12 protein-coding genes and 1 pseudogene are annotated in these 14,512 nt (G+C 63.3%); 10 read left to right on the top strand and 3 right to left on the bottom strand.

All coding sequences use genetic code 11. The features are described 5' to 3' along the window. Window positions 1-4: 4 nt before the first annotated feature. The 3 genes from ACPTTC_RS25505 to ACPTTC_RS25495 all read right to left on the bottom strand — a co-directional run bounded on the left by ACPTTC_RS25505 (window position 5) and on the right by ACPTTC_RS25495 (window position 3,264). Complete coding sequence (locus ACPTTC_RS25505) at window positions 5-139, bottom strand: hypothetical protein (RefSeq protein WP_423394429.1); 135 nt, start codon at window positions 137-139, stop codon at window positions 5-7. A gap of 8 nt (window positions 140-147) precedes the next feature. Then, complete coding sequence (locus ACPTTC_RS25500) at window positions 148-1,254, bottom strand: ATP-binding protein (protein WP_423394428.1); 1,107 nt, start codon at window positions 1,252-1,254, stop codon at window positions 148-150. Window positions 1,255-1,431: 177 nt separating this feature from the next. Further along, window positions 1,432-3,264, bottom strand: coding sequence for an ABC transporter substrate-binding protein (locus ACPTTC_RS25495; RefSeq protein ID WP_423394427.1), 1,833 nt, complete (start codon window positions 3,262-3,264; stop codon window positions 1,432-1,434). A 120-nt stretch (window positions 3,265-3,384) separates the two neighbouring features. Here ACPTTC_RS25495 and ACPTTC_RS25490 point away from each other — a divergent pair, with 120 nt between their 5' ends. The 10 genes and pseudogenes from ACPTTC_RS25490 (at window position 3,385) to ACPTTC_RS25445 (ending at window position 14,486) form a co-directional block, all read left to right on the top strand. Next, a complete protein-coding gene (locus tag ACPTTC_RS25490) occupies window positions 3,385-4,422 on the top strand; it encodes an MDR family NADP-dependent oxidoreductase (RefSeq protein ID WP_423394426.1) in 1,038 nt (345 codons plus the stop codon). A 159-nt stretch (window positions 4,423-4,581) separates the two neighbouring features. After that, window positions 4,582-5,772, top strand: a complete 1,191-nt coding sequence (gene hemA / locus ACPTTC_RS25485; RefSeq protein WP_423394425.1) for a 5-aminolevulinate synthase — start codon at window positions 4,582-4,584, stop codon at window positions 5,770-5,772. 17 nt (window positions 5,773-5,789) lie between these two features. Then, window positions 5,790-6,623 (top strand): TauD/TfdA dioxygenase family protein, encoded by an 834-nt coding sequence (locus ACPTTC_RS25480; RefSeq protein WP_423394424.1) that lies wholly within the window; start codon window positions 5,790-5,792, stop codon window positions 6,621-6,623. Continuing rightward, window positions 6,620-7,588, top strand: coding sequence for a 3-oxoacyl-ACP synthase III family protein (locus ACPTTC_RS25475; RefSeq protein WP_423394423.1), 969 nt, complete (start codon window positions 6,620-6,622; stop codon window positions 7,586-7,588). The genes ACPTTC_RS25480 and ACPTTC_RS25475 overlap by 4 nt, the downstream gene beginning before the upstream one ends. Next, on the top strand, window positions 7,585-8,757 hold the full coding sequence (locus ACPTTC_RS25470; protein ID WP_423394422.1) for an ATP-grasp domain-containing protein: 1,173 nt from the start codon (window positions 7,585-7,587) through the stop codon (window positions 8,755-8,757). The genes ACPTTC_RS25475 and ACPTTC_RS25470 overlap by 4 nt, the downstream gene beginning before the upstream one ends. A 34-nt stretch (window positions 8,758-8,791) precedes the next feature. Then, window positions 8,792-10,672 carry a phenylacetate--CoA ligase family protein gene (locus ACPTTC_RS25465; protein ID WP_423394421.1) on the top strand — a complete coding sequence of 627 codons (1,881 nt, stop codon included), beginning with the start codon at window positions 8,792-8,794 and terminating at the stop codon, window positions 10,670-10,672. Next, complete coding sequence (locus tag ACPTTC_RS25460; RefSeq protein WP_423394420.1) at window positions 10,669-11,874, top strand: pyridoxal-phosphate-dependent aminotransferase family protein; 1,206 nt, start codon at window positions 10,669-10,671, stop codon at window positions 11,872-11,874. Before ACPTTC_RS25465 ends, ACPTTC_RS25460 begins: the two co-directional genes overlap by 4 nt. After that, window positions 11,867-13,084 carry an MFS transporter gene (locus ACPTTC_RS25455; RefSeq protein ID WP_423394419.1) on the top strand — a complete coding sequence of 406 codons (1,218 nt, stop codon included), beginning with the start codon at window positions 11,867-11,869 and terminating at the stop codon, window positions 13,082-13,084. The genes ACPTTC_RS25460 and ACPTTC_RS25455 overlap by 8 nt, the downstream gene beginning before the upstream one ends. A 351-nt stretch (window positions 13,085-13,435) precedes the next feature. Continuing rightward, window positions 13,436-13,865: pseudogene (locus ACPTTC_RS25450) on the top strand (VOC family protein). Window positions 13,866-13,907: 42 nt separating this feature from the next. Then, window positions 13,908-14,486, top strand: a complete 579-nt coding sequence (locus ACPTTC_RS25445; protein WP_423394418.1) for a hypothetical protein — start codon at window positions 13,908-13,910, stop codon at window positions 14,484-14,486. Window positions 14,487-14,512: the final 26 nt, after the last annotated feature.

Below are 14,512 nucleotides of genomic sequence, written 5' to 3'. Positions count from 1 at the left end.
CCCGTCAGTCGACGTCAATGCATGCGACGCCGCCGACGGCGCCCGACCTGACCTTGTCGCCGCGCGCAAAGTGCGCGTCGGGCGCGTCGGCCGCGACACGTCCCGGCCCCGGCAGGTCGCCGTGAACAGTTGCGTTCATGTCGCGCGTCACGGCAGACGGTGGCGTGCCGCGTAGTACGCGCGCCAGTGCGCCCCTTCGCGCCGTGCGGCCTTCTGTTCGAAGTAGCGGCGCAGCTTCGCGCGATCGTCGGCGTTGTCCTTGACGACCGTGCCGGCGATGCAGTCGACCAGATCCTGCGGCGACCCTTCGCGCTGCTCGAGAAACCATGCGCGCACCCCGACCGCGTGCGCGACGTTCACCGCTTCGGCCGTCGACATCACCGCCGTCAGCCGGTCCATCGCGCCGTCGCTGCCCGTCGCGTCGCCGGCCCCGCCGCGCAGATCGCGGAACGTGGTGACCAGCAGTTCCAGCACCGGCTGCGGCACCGCCGCCGGAATGCCGCTGCCGGCCAGCAGGCGCGCGCTGGCTTCGCGCACGAGTGCGAGTTCGCTGTCGAAATCGAGAATCGGGAACACGGTTTCGAAATCGAAGCGCCGCTTGAGCGCAGCGCTCATCTCGTTCACGCCACGGTCGCGCGTGTTCGCGGTCGCGATGATGTTGAAGCCCTCGCGCGCATACAGCATCCCGTGTTCGCCGTGCAGTTCGGGCACCGCCATCACGCGGTCCGACAGCATCCCGAGCAGGCAGTCCTGCACCTCCAGCGGCGCACGCGTGATTTCCTCGAAACGAACGATCTTGCCGTCGTGCATGCCCTGGTACAGCGGCGCGGGCACGAGCGCGCGCAGGCTCGGCCCTTCGTTGATCAGCAACGCGTAGTTCCAGCCGTACTTGATCTGGTCTTCGGTGATCGATGCGCCGCCCTGGATCGTCAGCGTCGACGTGCCGCTGATCGCGGCCGCCAGCAGCTCGGACAGCATCGATTTCGCGGTACCCGGCTCGCCGACCAGCATCAGCCCGCGGCCGGTGGCAAGCGTGACGAGCATGCGCTCGATGCTCGCGATCGGCGCGACGATCTTCGGCGCAATGCCGAGCGCACGATCGCCGGCAATGAATGCGCGGGCGGCCGTCAGGCTCAGTTGCCAGCCCGGAGGACGTGGTTGGCCGCCATCCTGCGCCTTCAACTCGGCGAGCTGGTCGGCATACAGGACTTCAGCGGGCGGACGCTGCAATGCATGCGGTTGAGACTGAGCCATGTCTGCTTCTTCTTGTCTTGTGATCGCGGTCGGGCTCGAATGCCCTCGGAGCGCGAATTATATCGCCGCGCGCGAGGTCACGATTCGGCGAATCGGTTTTTGTCATCTCGCGGCCGGGTCGCGAGAACAGGCGCCATTGCGGTATTTGCAGAGCCTGCGCATCGCCCGGAGCACGAATCACCGCACCCACAGCTCGGCGAACGACACGAACCCCAGCGGCGCGGCCTCGGCGCCGGCAACGTGCGATGCCAGCTCGACATGCTGGTGCTCGTGCGAGATCGGAATCAACCACGCCGCATCGACCAGCTCCTTGCCGATGGCCTCGCACTCCGCCATCCGCGCGCGCGGATCGGCTTGCGTCTGGACCGCATGCAGCCGGCGGTCCAGGTCGAGCGCGGCAGCCTCCGGCATCCATTGCCGGAACGTACTGTTGGCCCCAAACCATTCGAAGCATCCGAAATCCTCGTCGTCGTGCAGGATCTCGCTGCCCAGTACCAGGTCGGCCGAATCCAGCCAGTCGCGCCGGATCAACGCCGCATAGGGCAGCGTCAACACACGCAGCCTGATCCCCGCGTCGCGCAGTCTGGCCTCGATCGCACGGGCCAGGACGCGTTCGTCGTGGGTCTGCCCCGTGACCAGCGTGAGTTCGGTGTATTTCGGCACGAAGGGTTCGGCGGCTGGCGTCGCGACGCGATGCCGCCAGGCCGGTAGCAACCCGGCCGCGGGCCGCCTCGCGGGATCGTCGTGACCGAACAAGCTGGCGGGCGCGAGCCAATCAGCCAGCGCCAGCCGGTCGGCACGCTCGCGGAACGCTTCGCGCGTGGCATTGCAGACCACGTAGGTACAGCCCGCCTGCACGCGCACGATGCCCTTGTTCTCCGGTGCGTGAGACGCGGAGTAGCCGAATCGGAGATCGAATCCGTCCGCCTGCTCGGTCGATGGAAGGAACCAGAGATCCAGTTCGTCAAGCAGCGCGCGTTCGCGATAGTGATCACCGAATGCCGACAACGTGATCCGGTAGTCGCTGCGACGCGTCAGCTTGAACGGCCCCGTGCCGATCGGCATGCGCGCAAAATCGGCGTTCCTGTGACGTGGCACGATCGACGCGTTGGCGGCCGCGAGGCGCTGCGGCCAGAGATGATCGACGTCGCCGAGACGACATACGATCCGCCTGCCCTCACCGATTTCCACGTCGAGCAGATGCCGGTACAGGCGCTGGAAATAGCTCGACTCGTCGCGCATGCGCAGCAAGGTGTACCGCACATCTTCCGGCTCCAGAAGCCTGCCATCGTGGAAACCGACGTTCGGCCTGAGCCAGAAGTGCCAGACGCGCCCAGCCTCTGCCTGCTCCCAGTGATGCGCCAGCGCCGGCACGACGCGCTGCGTGTGCCTGTCGAATTCGGTCAGTCGCGAAAAGATCTGCCGCACCAGATGGGCCTCCAGCCGGCTGATCACCCGATAGGGATCGAGCTCGTCCACCGCCCGATAGAGGGGAATGCGCAGGCGATGGCCGTGCGAGCCGGCAGGATGGATTCCGAGAAAATCCGGAAGCCGCCTCAATAGTTGCTGGCGCTGCTCGTCTCCGAGGCTCGCAAACGCCTGCTCCAGCTCACCGTCCGCCAGCAGGCAGGAAAGGCGATCGAGCACTGCATGCTGCGGGGCAACCAGCATCGTCAGCCTCGAGAAATGGCCACGGCCACGCGCCGCCTCCCACCGCAACCACCCTTGCGCCTCCATCTTGCGCAGCAGGCCTCGTACGTTGCGCTCGGTGCAGTTCAACGCTCGCGCCAGTGCCGGCAACCCGGGCTGGCTGCCCTGCTCGTCGAGAAACTCGCCAAGCCGATGAAACTGGTCGATCAGTCGCATAAAAGAGGAAACAAAAATTTCTGAATTTGCCGTTTTTATTGTGCTTGCCGTTATGCAGAATGTCCACGCAAATAAAACAAATCGATTCAAATTCACCCACTCAATGCGGGCATGCATCGTTTTGGTGAATTCGTGTTTTTGCAAACAATGACCTAACTGACGACGAATTTAATTCCCCGCACTTTCGATTCGATCGCCATCGTATAAATATCGCTGCTTCAACACGGCGCCGCCCCGGACGTTATCAATCATTCTGGATAGTTAATGAGCGAAATGAATTTCGGATATCAACCGTCCCACAATACGCTGGTTCATCAGGTCGAACGGCCGCATGGAGAACCACACCGAGAGCATTTCCGTTTCGTCCGGCAGCCGCTGGCGCCGTTGGCGCCCGGCGAAGTCCTGGTGAGAAACGTGCATTTCTCGGTCGACCCGTATATGCGCGAATGCATGGACGGCGACTGGGCGCTGCATGCGCCGCTGGAAGGACGGACCATCGGCCAGGTGCTGCACAGCACCGGCACATCGATTCGCCCCGGCGACTGGGTATTCCATCGTCAGGGGTGGCGCACCTACGCCCAGGTGCCGGCGCAAGCGCTGCGGGTAATCCGGCCCGCTGACGGGGTGCCGCTCACCGCCTGGTTGAGCATTCTGGGCGGTACCGGATTGACCGCGTGGGTCGCGCTGACCCGCATCGTCCGCCTGCAACCCGGCGAATCCCTCTATGTATCGGCCGCCGCTGGCGGCGTCGGCACCGCGGCCGGCCAGTTCGCGCACCTGCTCGGCGCGAGCCGGATCGTCGGAAGCACCAGCAACGAGCACAAGGCGCGGCAATTGACGAGCGGCCTCGGTTATTCCGATGCGTTCGTCTATCGGCCAGGGCATGTCGGCGCGCAATTGCGCGAACGGATTCCCGAAGGGATCGACGTCTATCTGGACAACGTGGGCGGCGAGCAGCTCGAAGCGGCTATTGCCGTCCTGAAAGACCACGGGCGCGCGGCGCTGATCGGCGCGGTCGCGCAATACAGCGCGCTGCAGCCGCCTGCCGCGCCACGCAATCTGTTCGAGGTGGTGGGCAAGAGCCTGACGCTGCAGGGTTTCCTCGTGAAGGACTACGCCAATCTGCAGCAGGAACTCGAAGCATTCGCCATTCCTCACCTCCAGCGCGGCGACATCGTCGCCCCGGAGACGATCACGAAGGGCTTCGACAATATCGTCGAGGCATTTCTCGCGATGCTTTCCGGCGGCAATCTCGGCAAGGCCATCGTCAGTGTCGATACCGACGATGCGGGCGCGTTCTGATTTTTGTGTCCGGGTCGACTGCGGATAATCAGCAAATCAAATAAGAACGATTACCAGCTCCAGTCGAGGCATCTTGATTCGGTCAATTAATGATTTTCCATTCCGGCGACCAAGCGCCGGCCACATCTTTCGTACTGTATACAACCAAGGGTGGGAATAATGTCTACGGTTGAAGCGAAACTCAACTACGCCGAAGTGTTCGGCGATGTACTGGATCAACTCAAATCGACGGATGCCTATCGCCATTTTCTGACTTTCTCACGCAGCGCCGGTCATTTCCCGTTGGCGAATTACCAGGGAAAGACGATCGAAGTGTGGTGCAGCAATGACTACCTGGGCATGGGGCAGCACGAAAAGGTGATTGCGTCGTTCCGGCATGCGCTGGAGCAGTTCGGGGCGGGCTCGGGCGGGTCACGCAACATTTCCGGCAATACCGGCGCGCACGTCGATCTGGAGCAGCATCTGGCCCGGCTGTACGGCCGAGATAGCGCGTTGATCTTCAACAACGGCTATCTGGCCAATACGGAAAGCCTCAGTGTGCTCGTTTCCGTGCTCAGCGACGCGGTCGTGTACTCCGATGCGTTCAATCATCGCTCGATGATCGAGGGCATCAGGAAGCTCAAGGGCAAGAAATATGTTTTCAAGCACAACGATCTTGTTGATCTCGAACGCGGCCTGGCCGCCGAACCGTTCGAGCGACCGAAGCTGATCGTCTTCGAATCGGTGTATTCAATGGACGGCGACGTGGCACCTGTGAAGGAGATCGTGCGGCTCGCGAAGCGATACAACGCCCTGACCTATATCGACGAAACCCATTCGGTCGGCGTGTTCGGCCCCAAGGGGCTGGGCCTGTGCGAAGCGCTGGACGAACATGGCGTCGACTTCATCCAGGGTGGTTTCGGCAAGGCAATCGGCACCTCGGGCGGTTTCGTCGTGGGTACTCGCGATGCCGTCGACTGCATCCGCAGCCTGTCGCCGGGCTTCATCTTCACAACTTCGTTGCCACCGGCCCTGATGGCCGCGACGCGCACGAGCATCGACCACATCATCGGCGACACGGCACGCCGCGAGACGCTGTTCAGGAACGTCGCCTATCTGAAAGCCGCGTTGCGCCGGCACCAGGTCGATTTCGTCGATGCCGAGAGCCATATCGTTCCGATCATCATCCCCGGCCTGGAAAAGATCAAAAGGGTTTCGCGAACGCTGTTGACCGACCACCAGATCTACGTTCAGCCGATCAACTTCCCGTCCGTTCCGCGAGGCCAGGAACGTTTTCGCGTGACCGTGACGCCAGACCATTCCACCGCACAGATCGACCGGTTCGTGGCGGCACTCGAATCCACCATCTGATCCAGACAGGGAACATCATGCAAATCAAGCCAGTGAGCGATTATGTCGGCGCCGAGATCCACGACATCTCGATTCGCGATATCCGCAACCCGGAGATCCGTGAACAAGTGCTGCAGGCACTGCACGACAACGAACTGCTGATATTCAAGGATCTGGATATCTCGCCGGGCGAACAGGTAGAACTCGCACGCCTGATCGGTGAACCGGTACCCTTCGTCATGAGCCAGTACCGCCACCCTGAGCACCCTGAGATCATGATCTCATCGAATGAGGTGGTGAACGGAAAGGCGTATGGCGTGCCGCGCGTAGGCAATTTCTGGCATCAGGACTCTTCATATACCGATAACCCGACCACCTATACGCTGTTGCACGGCATCACCATTCCGGCGTCGAGCGGCGATACGCTGTTTTCCAGCGCCCGCGATGTCTATGCCCGCCTGCCCGATACGTGGAAGAGAAAGATCGAAGGCCGCCAGGCGGTCCACACGGTGCGCAAGCGCTTCAAGGCCCGCCCCGAACACGTAGGCTTTTCGATCGCCGAAATCATGCAGCACGCGGAGAAGCTGCATCCGCCGGTTACGCATGACTTGGTCAAGGTCGACGCGCGAACCGGGCGGCCGTACCTGTATGGCGCCAAGGACTACCTCGATTACGTGATCGGCTTCGACGCGAACGAGAACCAGGACTTCCTGGCGCTGCTGGAAGAACTGGTGACAGACAGCCGCTACGTCTACCGCCACCGGTGGACCAAAGGCGATCTGCTGTTGTGGAAAACGGAAACCGCCTATCACGCGGTCACGCACGTCGAAGACAACCATGCGCGCACCGTGCATCGCGTGGCGGTGAAATGAGCAGCGCCGTCGGCGTAACCGATTTCGAGACGCTGGTGCCCGCGCAGACCGTCTCGCGCCAGGACCTCGTGCGCTGGTCGGGGCTGGAACCCGGCGACCTGGACGAGATCCTCCCGGCGTCGGCGGTATCGGTGTTCGACGCCGATATCCCGGACTGGCGGTATGCGGCCCAGGTGGCAGCCACCGTGATCGAGCGGCAAGCCGTCGATACGAAACGAATCGGCTGGGTGATCTACTGCGGGTCGGGCGTCTGGGATGCGCCGTTCTGGTCGCCTGCCGCGAAAGTCGCGTCGGAACTAGGCTTGACATACGCGCATTGCTTCGAGGTCGTCAACTTCTGCAACGCTGGCGCGACTGGCCTGTCCATTGCGCGCGACAAGGTGTCCGCGCGGCCGGGTCATCTTGCGCTCGTCATCATCTGCGACCGCCTGAGCCGCGTCATCGACCGATCCGACGCGCAATCGCGTGCGTTGTTCAACTTCGGCGACAGCGCCACCGCCCTGGTGGTCGGTACGGACCGCCCGCTGCTGACGCTGCGGGGTGACGAGATGCGCACCGACCCTTCCTGGTGCGACATGTATCGCGGCCAGTTGCACGACGGCCGAACCCTGGTGCGAAAGCATTACGAACGCCGGGGCCTGAAACAGCGCTACATCGATGCGTTCGTGGAACTGCTCGGCCTCTGCCTGGCCGGTGCTGCCGTGGCGATCGATCAGTTGCGCTACCTGCTCATCAACCAGGGCGATCGGGACGTCCACGAGAGTTTGCTGAAGAACCTCGATCTTCCGGCGGAGCGAAGCGTCTTCAACTACCACCTCGACGGCCATCTCGGCGGCGGCGACAACTGGATCGCACTGCGTCAGTTGTTCCAGGCCGGCCGGTTGCGGCGCGGAGATATCGTCGCGATGGCAACCAGCGCGATGGGGTTCAGTTGGGGCATGTCGTTACTGGAGGTATCGCAATGAAAATCCTGATCCTGCATCAGGCGCCGTTCAAGAAAATGCGCTATGACCTCGTGCTCGACCATCGCGAACACGAACTCACCTATATCGGGCTCGACAAACACCTGCGCGATCTGCCGGACGGACTGGCATGCCGTCGCATCGTCCTACCGCCGGACGCCGACGACGACCTCGTCCAGGCGGTACTGGCGCGCGTATCCCCCCACGACGGCTTCCGGTCCGTGATCGCGCTGTCCGAATACGGCATCCTCGAAGCGTGCCGGATTCGGGCAGCACTCGGTATCTCCGGCCCGGCGTACGAACAGATCGAGTTGGTGCGCGACAAGGTCAAGATGAAACGGCGCATCGCCGAAGTCGGCTCGATACGCTATCCGCGCTTCATCGAGCGGGCCGAGGAAGTGGCGACGCGACGATGGAGCGGCAGGACCATCAGCAAGCCGCGCGATGGCGCATCGAGCCGCGGCATCGTGGTCCATGACAGTTTCGACGCGGCGATCGACCACCTCGAACGTCACGATGGTTGGGGAAGCCATGAAATCGAGGAATATGTCGACGCGCCGCTCTACCACTTCGACGGCGTGGTGGTGGACGGCAAGATCGAATATTTCCTGCCGAGCCGCTATATCAACACGCCGCTCGCCTACCTGTCCGGCGAGCCGGTAGGCTCGTTCCAGGTCGAGCAGAGCCCGGTATTCGATGCGTTCGCGCATCAGGTCGTCGAGGCCCTGGGCATCAGCCACGGCTGTATCCATATCGAGGCCTTTTTCGACGGCAAGACCTGCATTTTCCTCGAGGCCGCCAACCGTCTGGGCGGTGCCCGCATCGTCGAAACCCATCAGTTGCGCACCGGCGTTCACCTGCCGTCGATCGAGCTTAGCGACTGCCTGAAGCTGCCGGCTCCGGCAGTGGGCGCATCGTCCCCGGCGTACTACGGCTTCCTCCTCTACCCCGGCCATCATCGCTCCGACCTGCCCGAACTCGTCGTGCCCGACGATGTCGTGCGAAGCCCACTACTGGTCGAGCTTCAGCGCAATGACCGGCCGGTGGAACAACTGACCTACGACGAAGCGCAGATCCCGCTGTCGCTGGTGGCTCGTGCCGATTCACCGGAACAGCTCGAGCACTTTCTCGGCCACTGTCTGCGGCGTATCGCTCAGCCCGGCATCCTCTGACCGCCTCGTTCAATCGCTTGCCCGAACCCTCACCATGCACGACATTACCGATCGCATCATCACCCTCTCGTCACTCTTCGACGCACTTCGGGACCAAACCGGCTGGCGTCGGCAACTGACTGCGCGACAAGTCGGTGAAATTGCCGCCCTGTTCGATCCTGTCGCACTCAAGCAAGCCGTCTGGCGTGGCCTCGGCAACCTGCACGCGCTGCCGTGGATCTACCACGCCGATCGCAACGACGTCACGGAACTGCGCCCGCACGGCGTCATTACGATCACCGGCTACAGCCTGCAGGCTCAGTGGCGCGGTGTTCTGCTGGCCTGGCTGACCGGGAATCGGGTGGCGGTGGAAAGCGAGTTCGTTTCGTTCTGGGAGGCCGTCGCAGAGGTCGCGCTGAAGCAACGCACCTTCTTGCCGTTCTCGATTTCGCTGAACCCGGAACCTGACGATGGTTCGCTGCGCGTAGACGTGCCGCCGCTGCGTTTGACGGACAACGACGATGCCGAAGCGCCCGGCGCGATACGCTATCGAATCGGGCCGGGCGCTGCCGCGCCTTATCCGCTGGAACTCGATTTGTCGCATTCGTGGAGCGCCGTGCTGGTCGAAAGAACCTACCTGGCAGGCACGTCGCTCACCGACGCACGCCGCGAGGCGAGCGCAGCCAGCCGATTGCGGCGCCTCGACAGCCGGGTGCGCTTTCTTTTTCACGAGATCCGGCAGATTCCCTACTATCGCGGGCTGACACTCCCCGACACGATCTCGGCCTTCGGCGATTTTCCGCTGCTGGACAAGGCCGCGCTCGAGGCTCATTCACCGCCTTACGGAAACGGCATGGGGTCCGGCGCCCTGCCGACCGGCGAAGTCCTGGTATCGGGCTCCAGCGGCGGAAAGAAACGCTACATCCCCTATTCACGCCATGACTGGCAAAGCATGCTGCAGGAAGCCGTGCAAATGTTGTACAACTCCGGCTTGACACCGGGCGACAAGGTCGTCAACACGCTGTACGGCGGACATTTGTACGGCGGCATGTTGACCAGTTCCCAGGAACTCGCCCTGATGCCCGTAGAGTCCTATACGGTCGGGCAAAACGTGACGCCAGAAGAACTGGTCCATTTGCGCCAGGCGTTCGGCGTCAACGTCGTGATCGGCATTCCCAGCCTGCTCGAAACGCTGCTGGACGGCGCCAAGCGGATCGATCCGGAATTCCGGATCGAGAAGGTCATCTATGGCGGTGCAGCCTGGCAGGAAAGTCGCAAGCGGTGGTTGAAGACCGAGTTCGGCGTCAGCGTGGTTCGCAGTATCCTCGCGGCCAACGATGGCGCGCAGATCGGTTACCAGCCCGAAGACCTCGGCGGCACCGCGCATCTGCTGGTCGACGACTACAACTATGTCGAGATCGTCGACGACGACGGCAACCCGGTGCCCGATGGCCAGCAGGGCCACATCCTGATCACCAACTGGCAGAAGTTCGAATACCCGCTGGTCCGTTACCGGATCGGCGATCTGGGCCGAATCATCCCGCACCCGCAAGGGCGCGCACTGGAGTATCTGGGGCGCGGCGACGGGCTGATCATCCTCAATGGCCGACAGGCGCTCTATCACCAGGAAATCGTCGACGCGCTGGCACATGTGCCGATCATCCAGTTGCAATTGAGCATCCGCCGCCATCGGCAATACGAGACGCTGCAAGTTAATGTCGAGTCGCCGGAACGCCTCGACACACGCGGGCTGACACAGCATCTGATCGATGCGCTGCCCGCCTTGCAGTCGTACGACATGGTGTCCGACCAGTTGCTGCAATTCAAGGTGGAGGTCGTCCAGTTGGCGCAGGGTACGCTGACGCGCAACCCCGTCAGCGGCAAGGTACGTCTCGTCGAGGACCATCGCCAGAGCGACCTGGAGGCGACGTCGTGATCGAAGCGCGATCCTATCCAGCCCTGCAGCAGGGCCTGTTTCAGCGCGAGGTGTTGCTGATGGGTGCGGGCCCCGTCCCGCAACCGCTCTCGGTGCGGCAGGCCAACATGCATGTCGCAAGCCATCTCGGCCCGGACATGAACGACGTGCTCGATCAACTGAAGGACATGGCGCGTTATGCGTTTCAGACCGCAACGCCGTGGATTTTCGGTCTGGCCGGCCCCGGCTCGGCCGCCGGCGAAATGGCGCTCGCCAACCTGGTGAACGCCCGATCGCGCGTACTCGCCATCGTCGGCGGTCATTTCGGCGCACGTCTGGCCGAGATGGCCATGCGCCTGCAATCAGGCGTGGACATCTTCCAGTTCGATGGTCACGCATGCTTCCCGATCGAGCGGTTCCAGCAGCATCTTGCGCGTTACCGTCCGAGCCTCGTCACGGTGGTACACGGCGAAACTTCGTCGACCACGATCAATCAGGCGTTGCCGGCGATTGCGGCGCTGTGCCGCCAATACGAAGCCCTGAGCGTGGTCGACGCGGTGTGCACGGTGGGCACCACGGCGTTGCCGATGGATGCATGGCAACTCGACGTGGTGTTTTGCGGCGGTCAGAAGGGACTGTCGGCAATCCCCGGCGTGTCGCTGATCGCCTTTTCCGCCCGCGCCTGGCAACGCATCGCGAAGCGCGACTTCAAGCCCGCCCACTGGTGCCTTGACGCCGCCCTGGCACATGCGTTCTGGCACGAGCACCGCTACCACTATACGGCCCCCGTCAACGGACTGTTCGCGTTGCACGAGGCGCTGCGCCTCCTGAACGAGGAGACCTTGCCGACCCGTATCGAGCGGCATCGTTCGAGTTCGGCGGCCGTGCAGGAAGCACTGCTGAAACTGAACCTGACGTTGGCCGCGCCCCCGCCAACCCGTCTGCACTCGGTGATCGGCGTTCATCTGCCCAGCGGGATTCAACCGGACGCGTTCGTCGCGCGCTTGCGCGACCAGCATCGCGTCGAGATCTCGACCACCTTCGGCCTGCCGCTGCTGCGCATCGGCCAGATGGGTGAACAGTGTCGCCCGCAGGCCGTACTGCGCCTCGTGGCCGCACTTGGCCACTGCTTGCGGCAAGCGGGCCGGGAACTGGACATCGACGGGATCGTGGACGAAACCGAGGCTCGGCTCGCTTCGCGGGAGCTGATGCCGAATGACTGACGCCCCGGTACTGCGGCCGCTACTCTCGCTGGCCTTCCTGCTGAACTTCAGCCGGGCATTGACGTTCACCTTTTTCCCGATCTACCTGTCGACCAGCCTCGGGTTCTCGGCCGTGCAGGTCGGTTATGCGCTCGGGTGCTCCGTGATGATCGCGACGCTCGGGGGCATTTACTGCGGGATCCTGGTAGACCGATTCACGCCGTTGCGCGCGTTGCTGCTGGTCATCACGATATCCGCCGCGATCTATGCGCTCATTCCGATGACAGCGCGATTCTCGTTGATTTTCGCGTGCCTGGTAGCCATCGAACTGGCATTTACGTCGATGCATCTGTCGATCAAGTCCCTGTTCACCGGGATACTGCCGGAACAGCAGCGTAGCGCCGCGTTCTCGGCCAATTACACGATCATCAATCTGGCGTTCTGCACAGCGCCGGTGGCCGGCCTCGCTCTCAGCCGCTGGTCGGCGCTGGCGCCGATGCTCGTTTCTGCCGCATTGAACCTGATGGCGCTGGCCGTGTTAGTCGCCTGCGCGCGACGCTACCGCACCGATGCGGCCCTGGCTGTTCCGCAGGCCGGATCGCAACCGCCGTTGCGGGAAATCGCGGCCGTGCTGGCAAGCGATAGGAGGCTGCAGTTGTTCACCCTCGGGGGGCTGTTCAGCTCTCTCGTCTACGCAAGATTCGCTACCTATCTGTCGCAGTATGTCGGGCACGTGACGGACACGGCCCGGGCCGAGACGCTGATTTCACTTACCACCGCCGTCAATGCCGCTACCGTGATCCTGCTGCAATACCTGGTAGGCAGCCGGATTTCCCATCGGAACATGCTCGCGGCCGTGATGGCCGGCAGTGTCATGCTGATCGCCGGACTGCTGGTTTACGACCATTCGATGGTGGTTGCATTCTGGATCGTCGGTACGTTCATCTTTACGCTCGGCGAGATCCTGATCGTGCCTTCGGAATTCATGTTCGTCGATTCGATCGCCCGTAGCGATATGAAAGGCGCCTATTTCGGCGTTCAGAACATCTCGATGCTGGGTGGCGGTTTAAATACGATCCTGTGCGGATTCCTGCTCGACAGCGGGATCGATGCGCACGCATTGTTCTACATCATGGCCGGCTTCGCTGCGATGGGCTGCTTGTTCTACATCGCTGGCGTACGCCATCGAACGGCGGTGCGGCGCGTCGAACCGGCGAATACCGAAGCCTGACCGCCATGTCGGGAACGCAACGATATCCCGATGCCCGGTCGTGCACGAAGTCGGGGGCAGGCACGCGCCGTGCGAGAGCGGGCCACCGGTCAGGCATCCGCCTCCTCATCGCCGCCCGTGCCCCCGACCGCGCAATACGTTTGTAGAATCAACGTGTTCGCCGTTCACGATACGGTAAGAGACAGGCTCCTCAGCCGCCGCCCCGGCGGAGCCCTGTGGTCCTTCATCGACGCGATCCGGGCGTCGTATCCGCCGTTTCCGAGTCAGGCGAGACGGCAAATTTCGCTCAAGACCAGGCCCGCGGAGCCCGACAGGATCGAGCGACACCCGCACCACCAACCGGAGGGCATCATGGCGATTCACGAAGTCTTTCCCTATTTGCACGCCTAGCGCGAAGGCGTTCGGCGCGCAGGAGAAGTTCCGTCTCGTCGAGCCGTCCGGGCGCATCGGCCACGCGGAATTGCAGCTCGGGCCGTGCACGCTGATGATCTCGGACACGTTCCCCGAATACGATATCTTCGCCCTTGATCCGGATGGCAACGCGCCGATGTCGCTTCACCTGCATGTCGACGACACCGACGCGACGATCGCCGCCGCGGTCGCGGCCAGCGCGCAACTGACACGCGCGATCCAGGACCCGTTCTACGGCGAGCGTTCCGGCAAGATCCGCGACCCGTTCGGTTACGATTGGCTGATCGGGCATACGATCGAAGCGGTCGACCCCGAAGAAATGCAGCGGCGTTATACGGCGCTGCTGTCCGGCGACCCGCAGAAAACCTGAACGGCGCACCACGCGCGCCGGTCGATCACCCCGACATTCGCGATGCACTATCACCCCGACGACATCCGCCGGCTCTACCAGAGCGTGCCGACGCTGCTGCTGAACCGCCCCGCGCCGGCCGAACGATTCCTGGCCGCCGCCGTCGCGACCGGCGCCGAACTCGGGCACGTGCTGCGCGACTACCCGCAGGTCCGCTATCAGCCGCTCGACTTCCACTACCTGTGCCAGCAAAGCCTGTCCGTGCTGGACGATGCGCTGCTGGCCGACCTCACGTGCGACATGCCGGTTGGATGGCGCGGCGCGCAATGGGCCGCGCTGTTGATCGCGTTATCGGGCGACGCGCGCCATCTGCCGCGCCTCGACGAAGCCAGGCGCCATCGCGGCGTCGAGTGGACCGCCGAGCTTGCCGACGCCGCCGTCCGCCCGGAAGCTTCGTCCGCCGGTTTTCGCTGCTGCCGGCTGATCGTCGACCTCCGGACCCAACTCGCATCGCTGCCGCGCGTCGCCGTGCGCCTGCGACAGCCGTCGCCGCCGGAAATCGCCGCGGCTACGGAAGCGGCCGTCCGAGCCGCGTATCGCCGCGGCGATGTCGCGACGGCGCTGGCGATCGCCCGCGCCTAGACACGCGGCGACCGTCCAGCCGTTTT

Source organism: Burkholderia mycopellens (assembly GCF_964265025.1).
In the GTDB taxonomy this organism is placed as follows: domain Bacteria; phylum Pseudomonadota; class Gammaproteobacteria; order Burkholderiales; family Burkholderiaceae; genus Burkholderia.
Note: the sequence above shows the minus strand (reverse complement) of the source record. Positions and strands in the feature narration are given on the sequence as shown.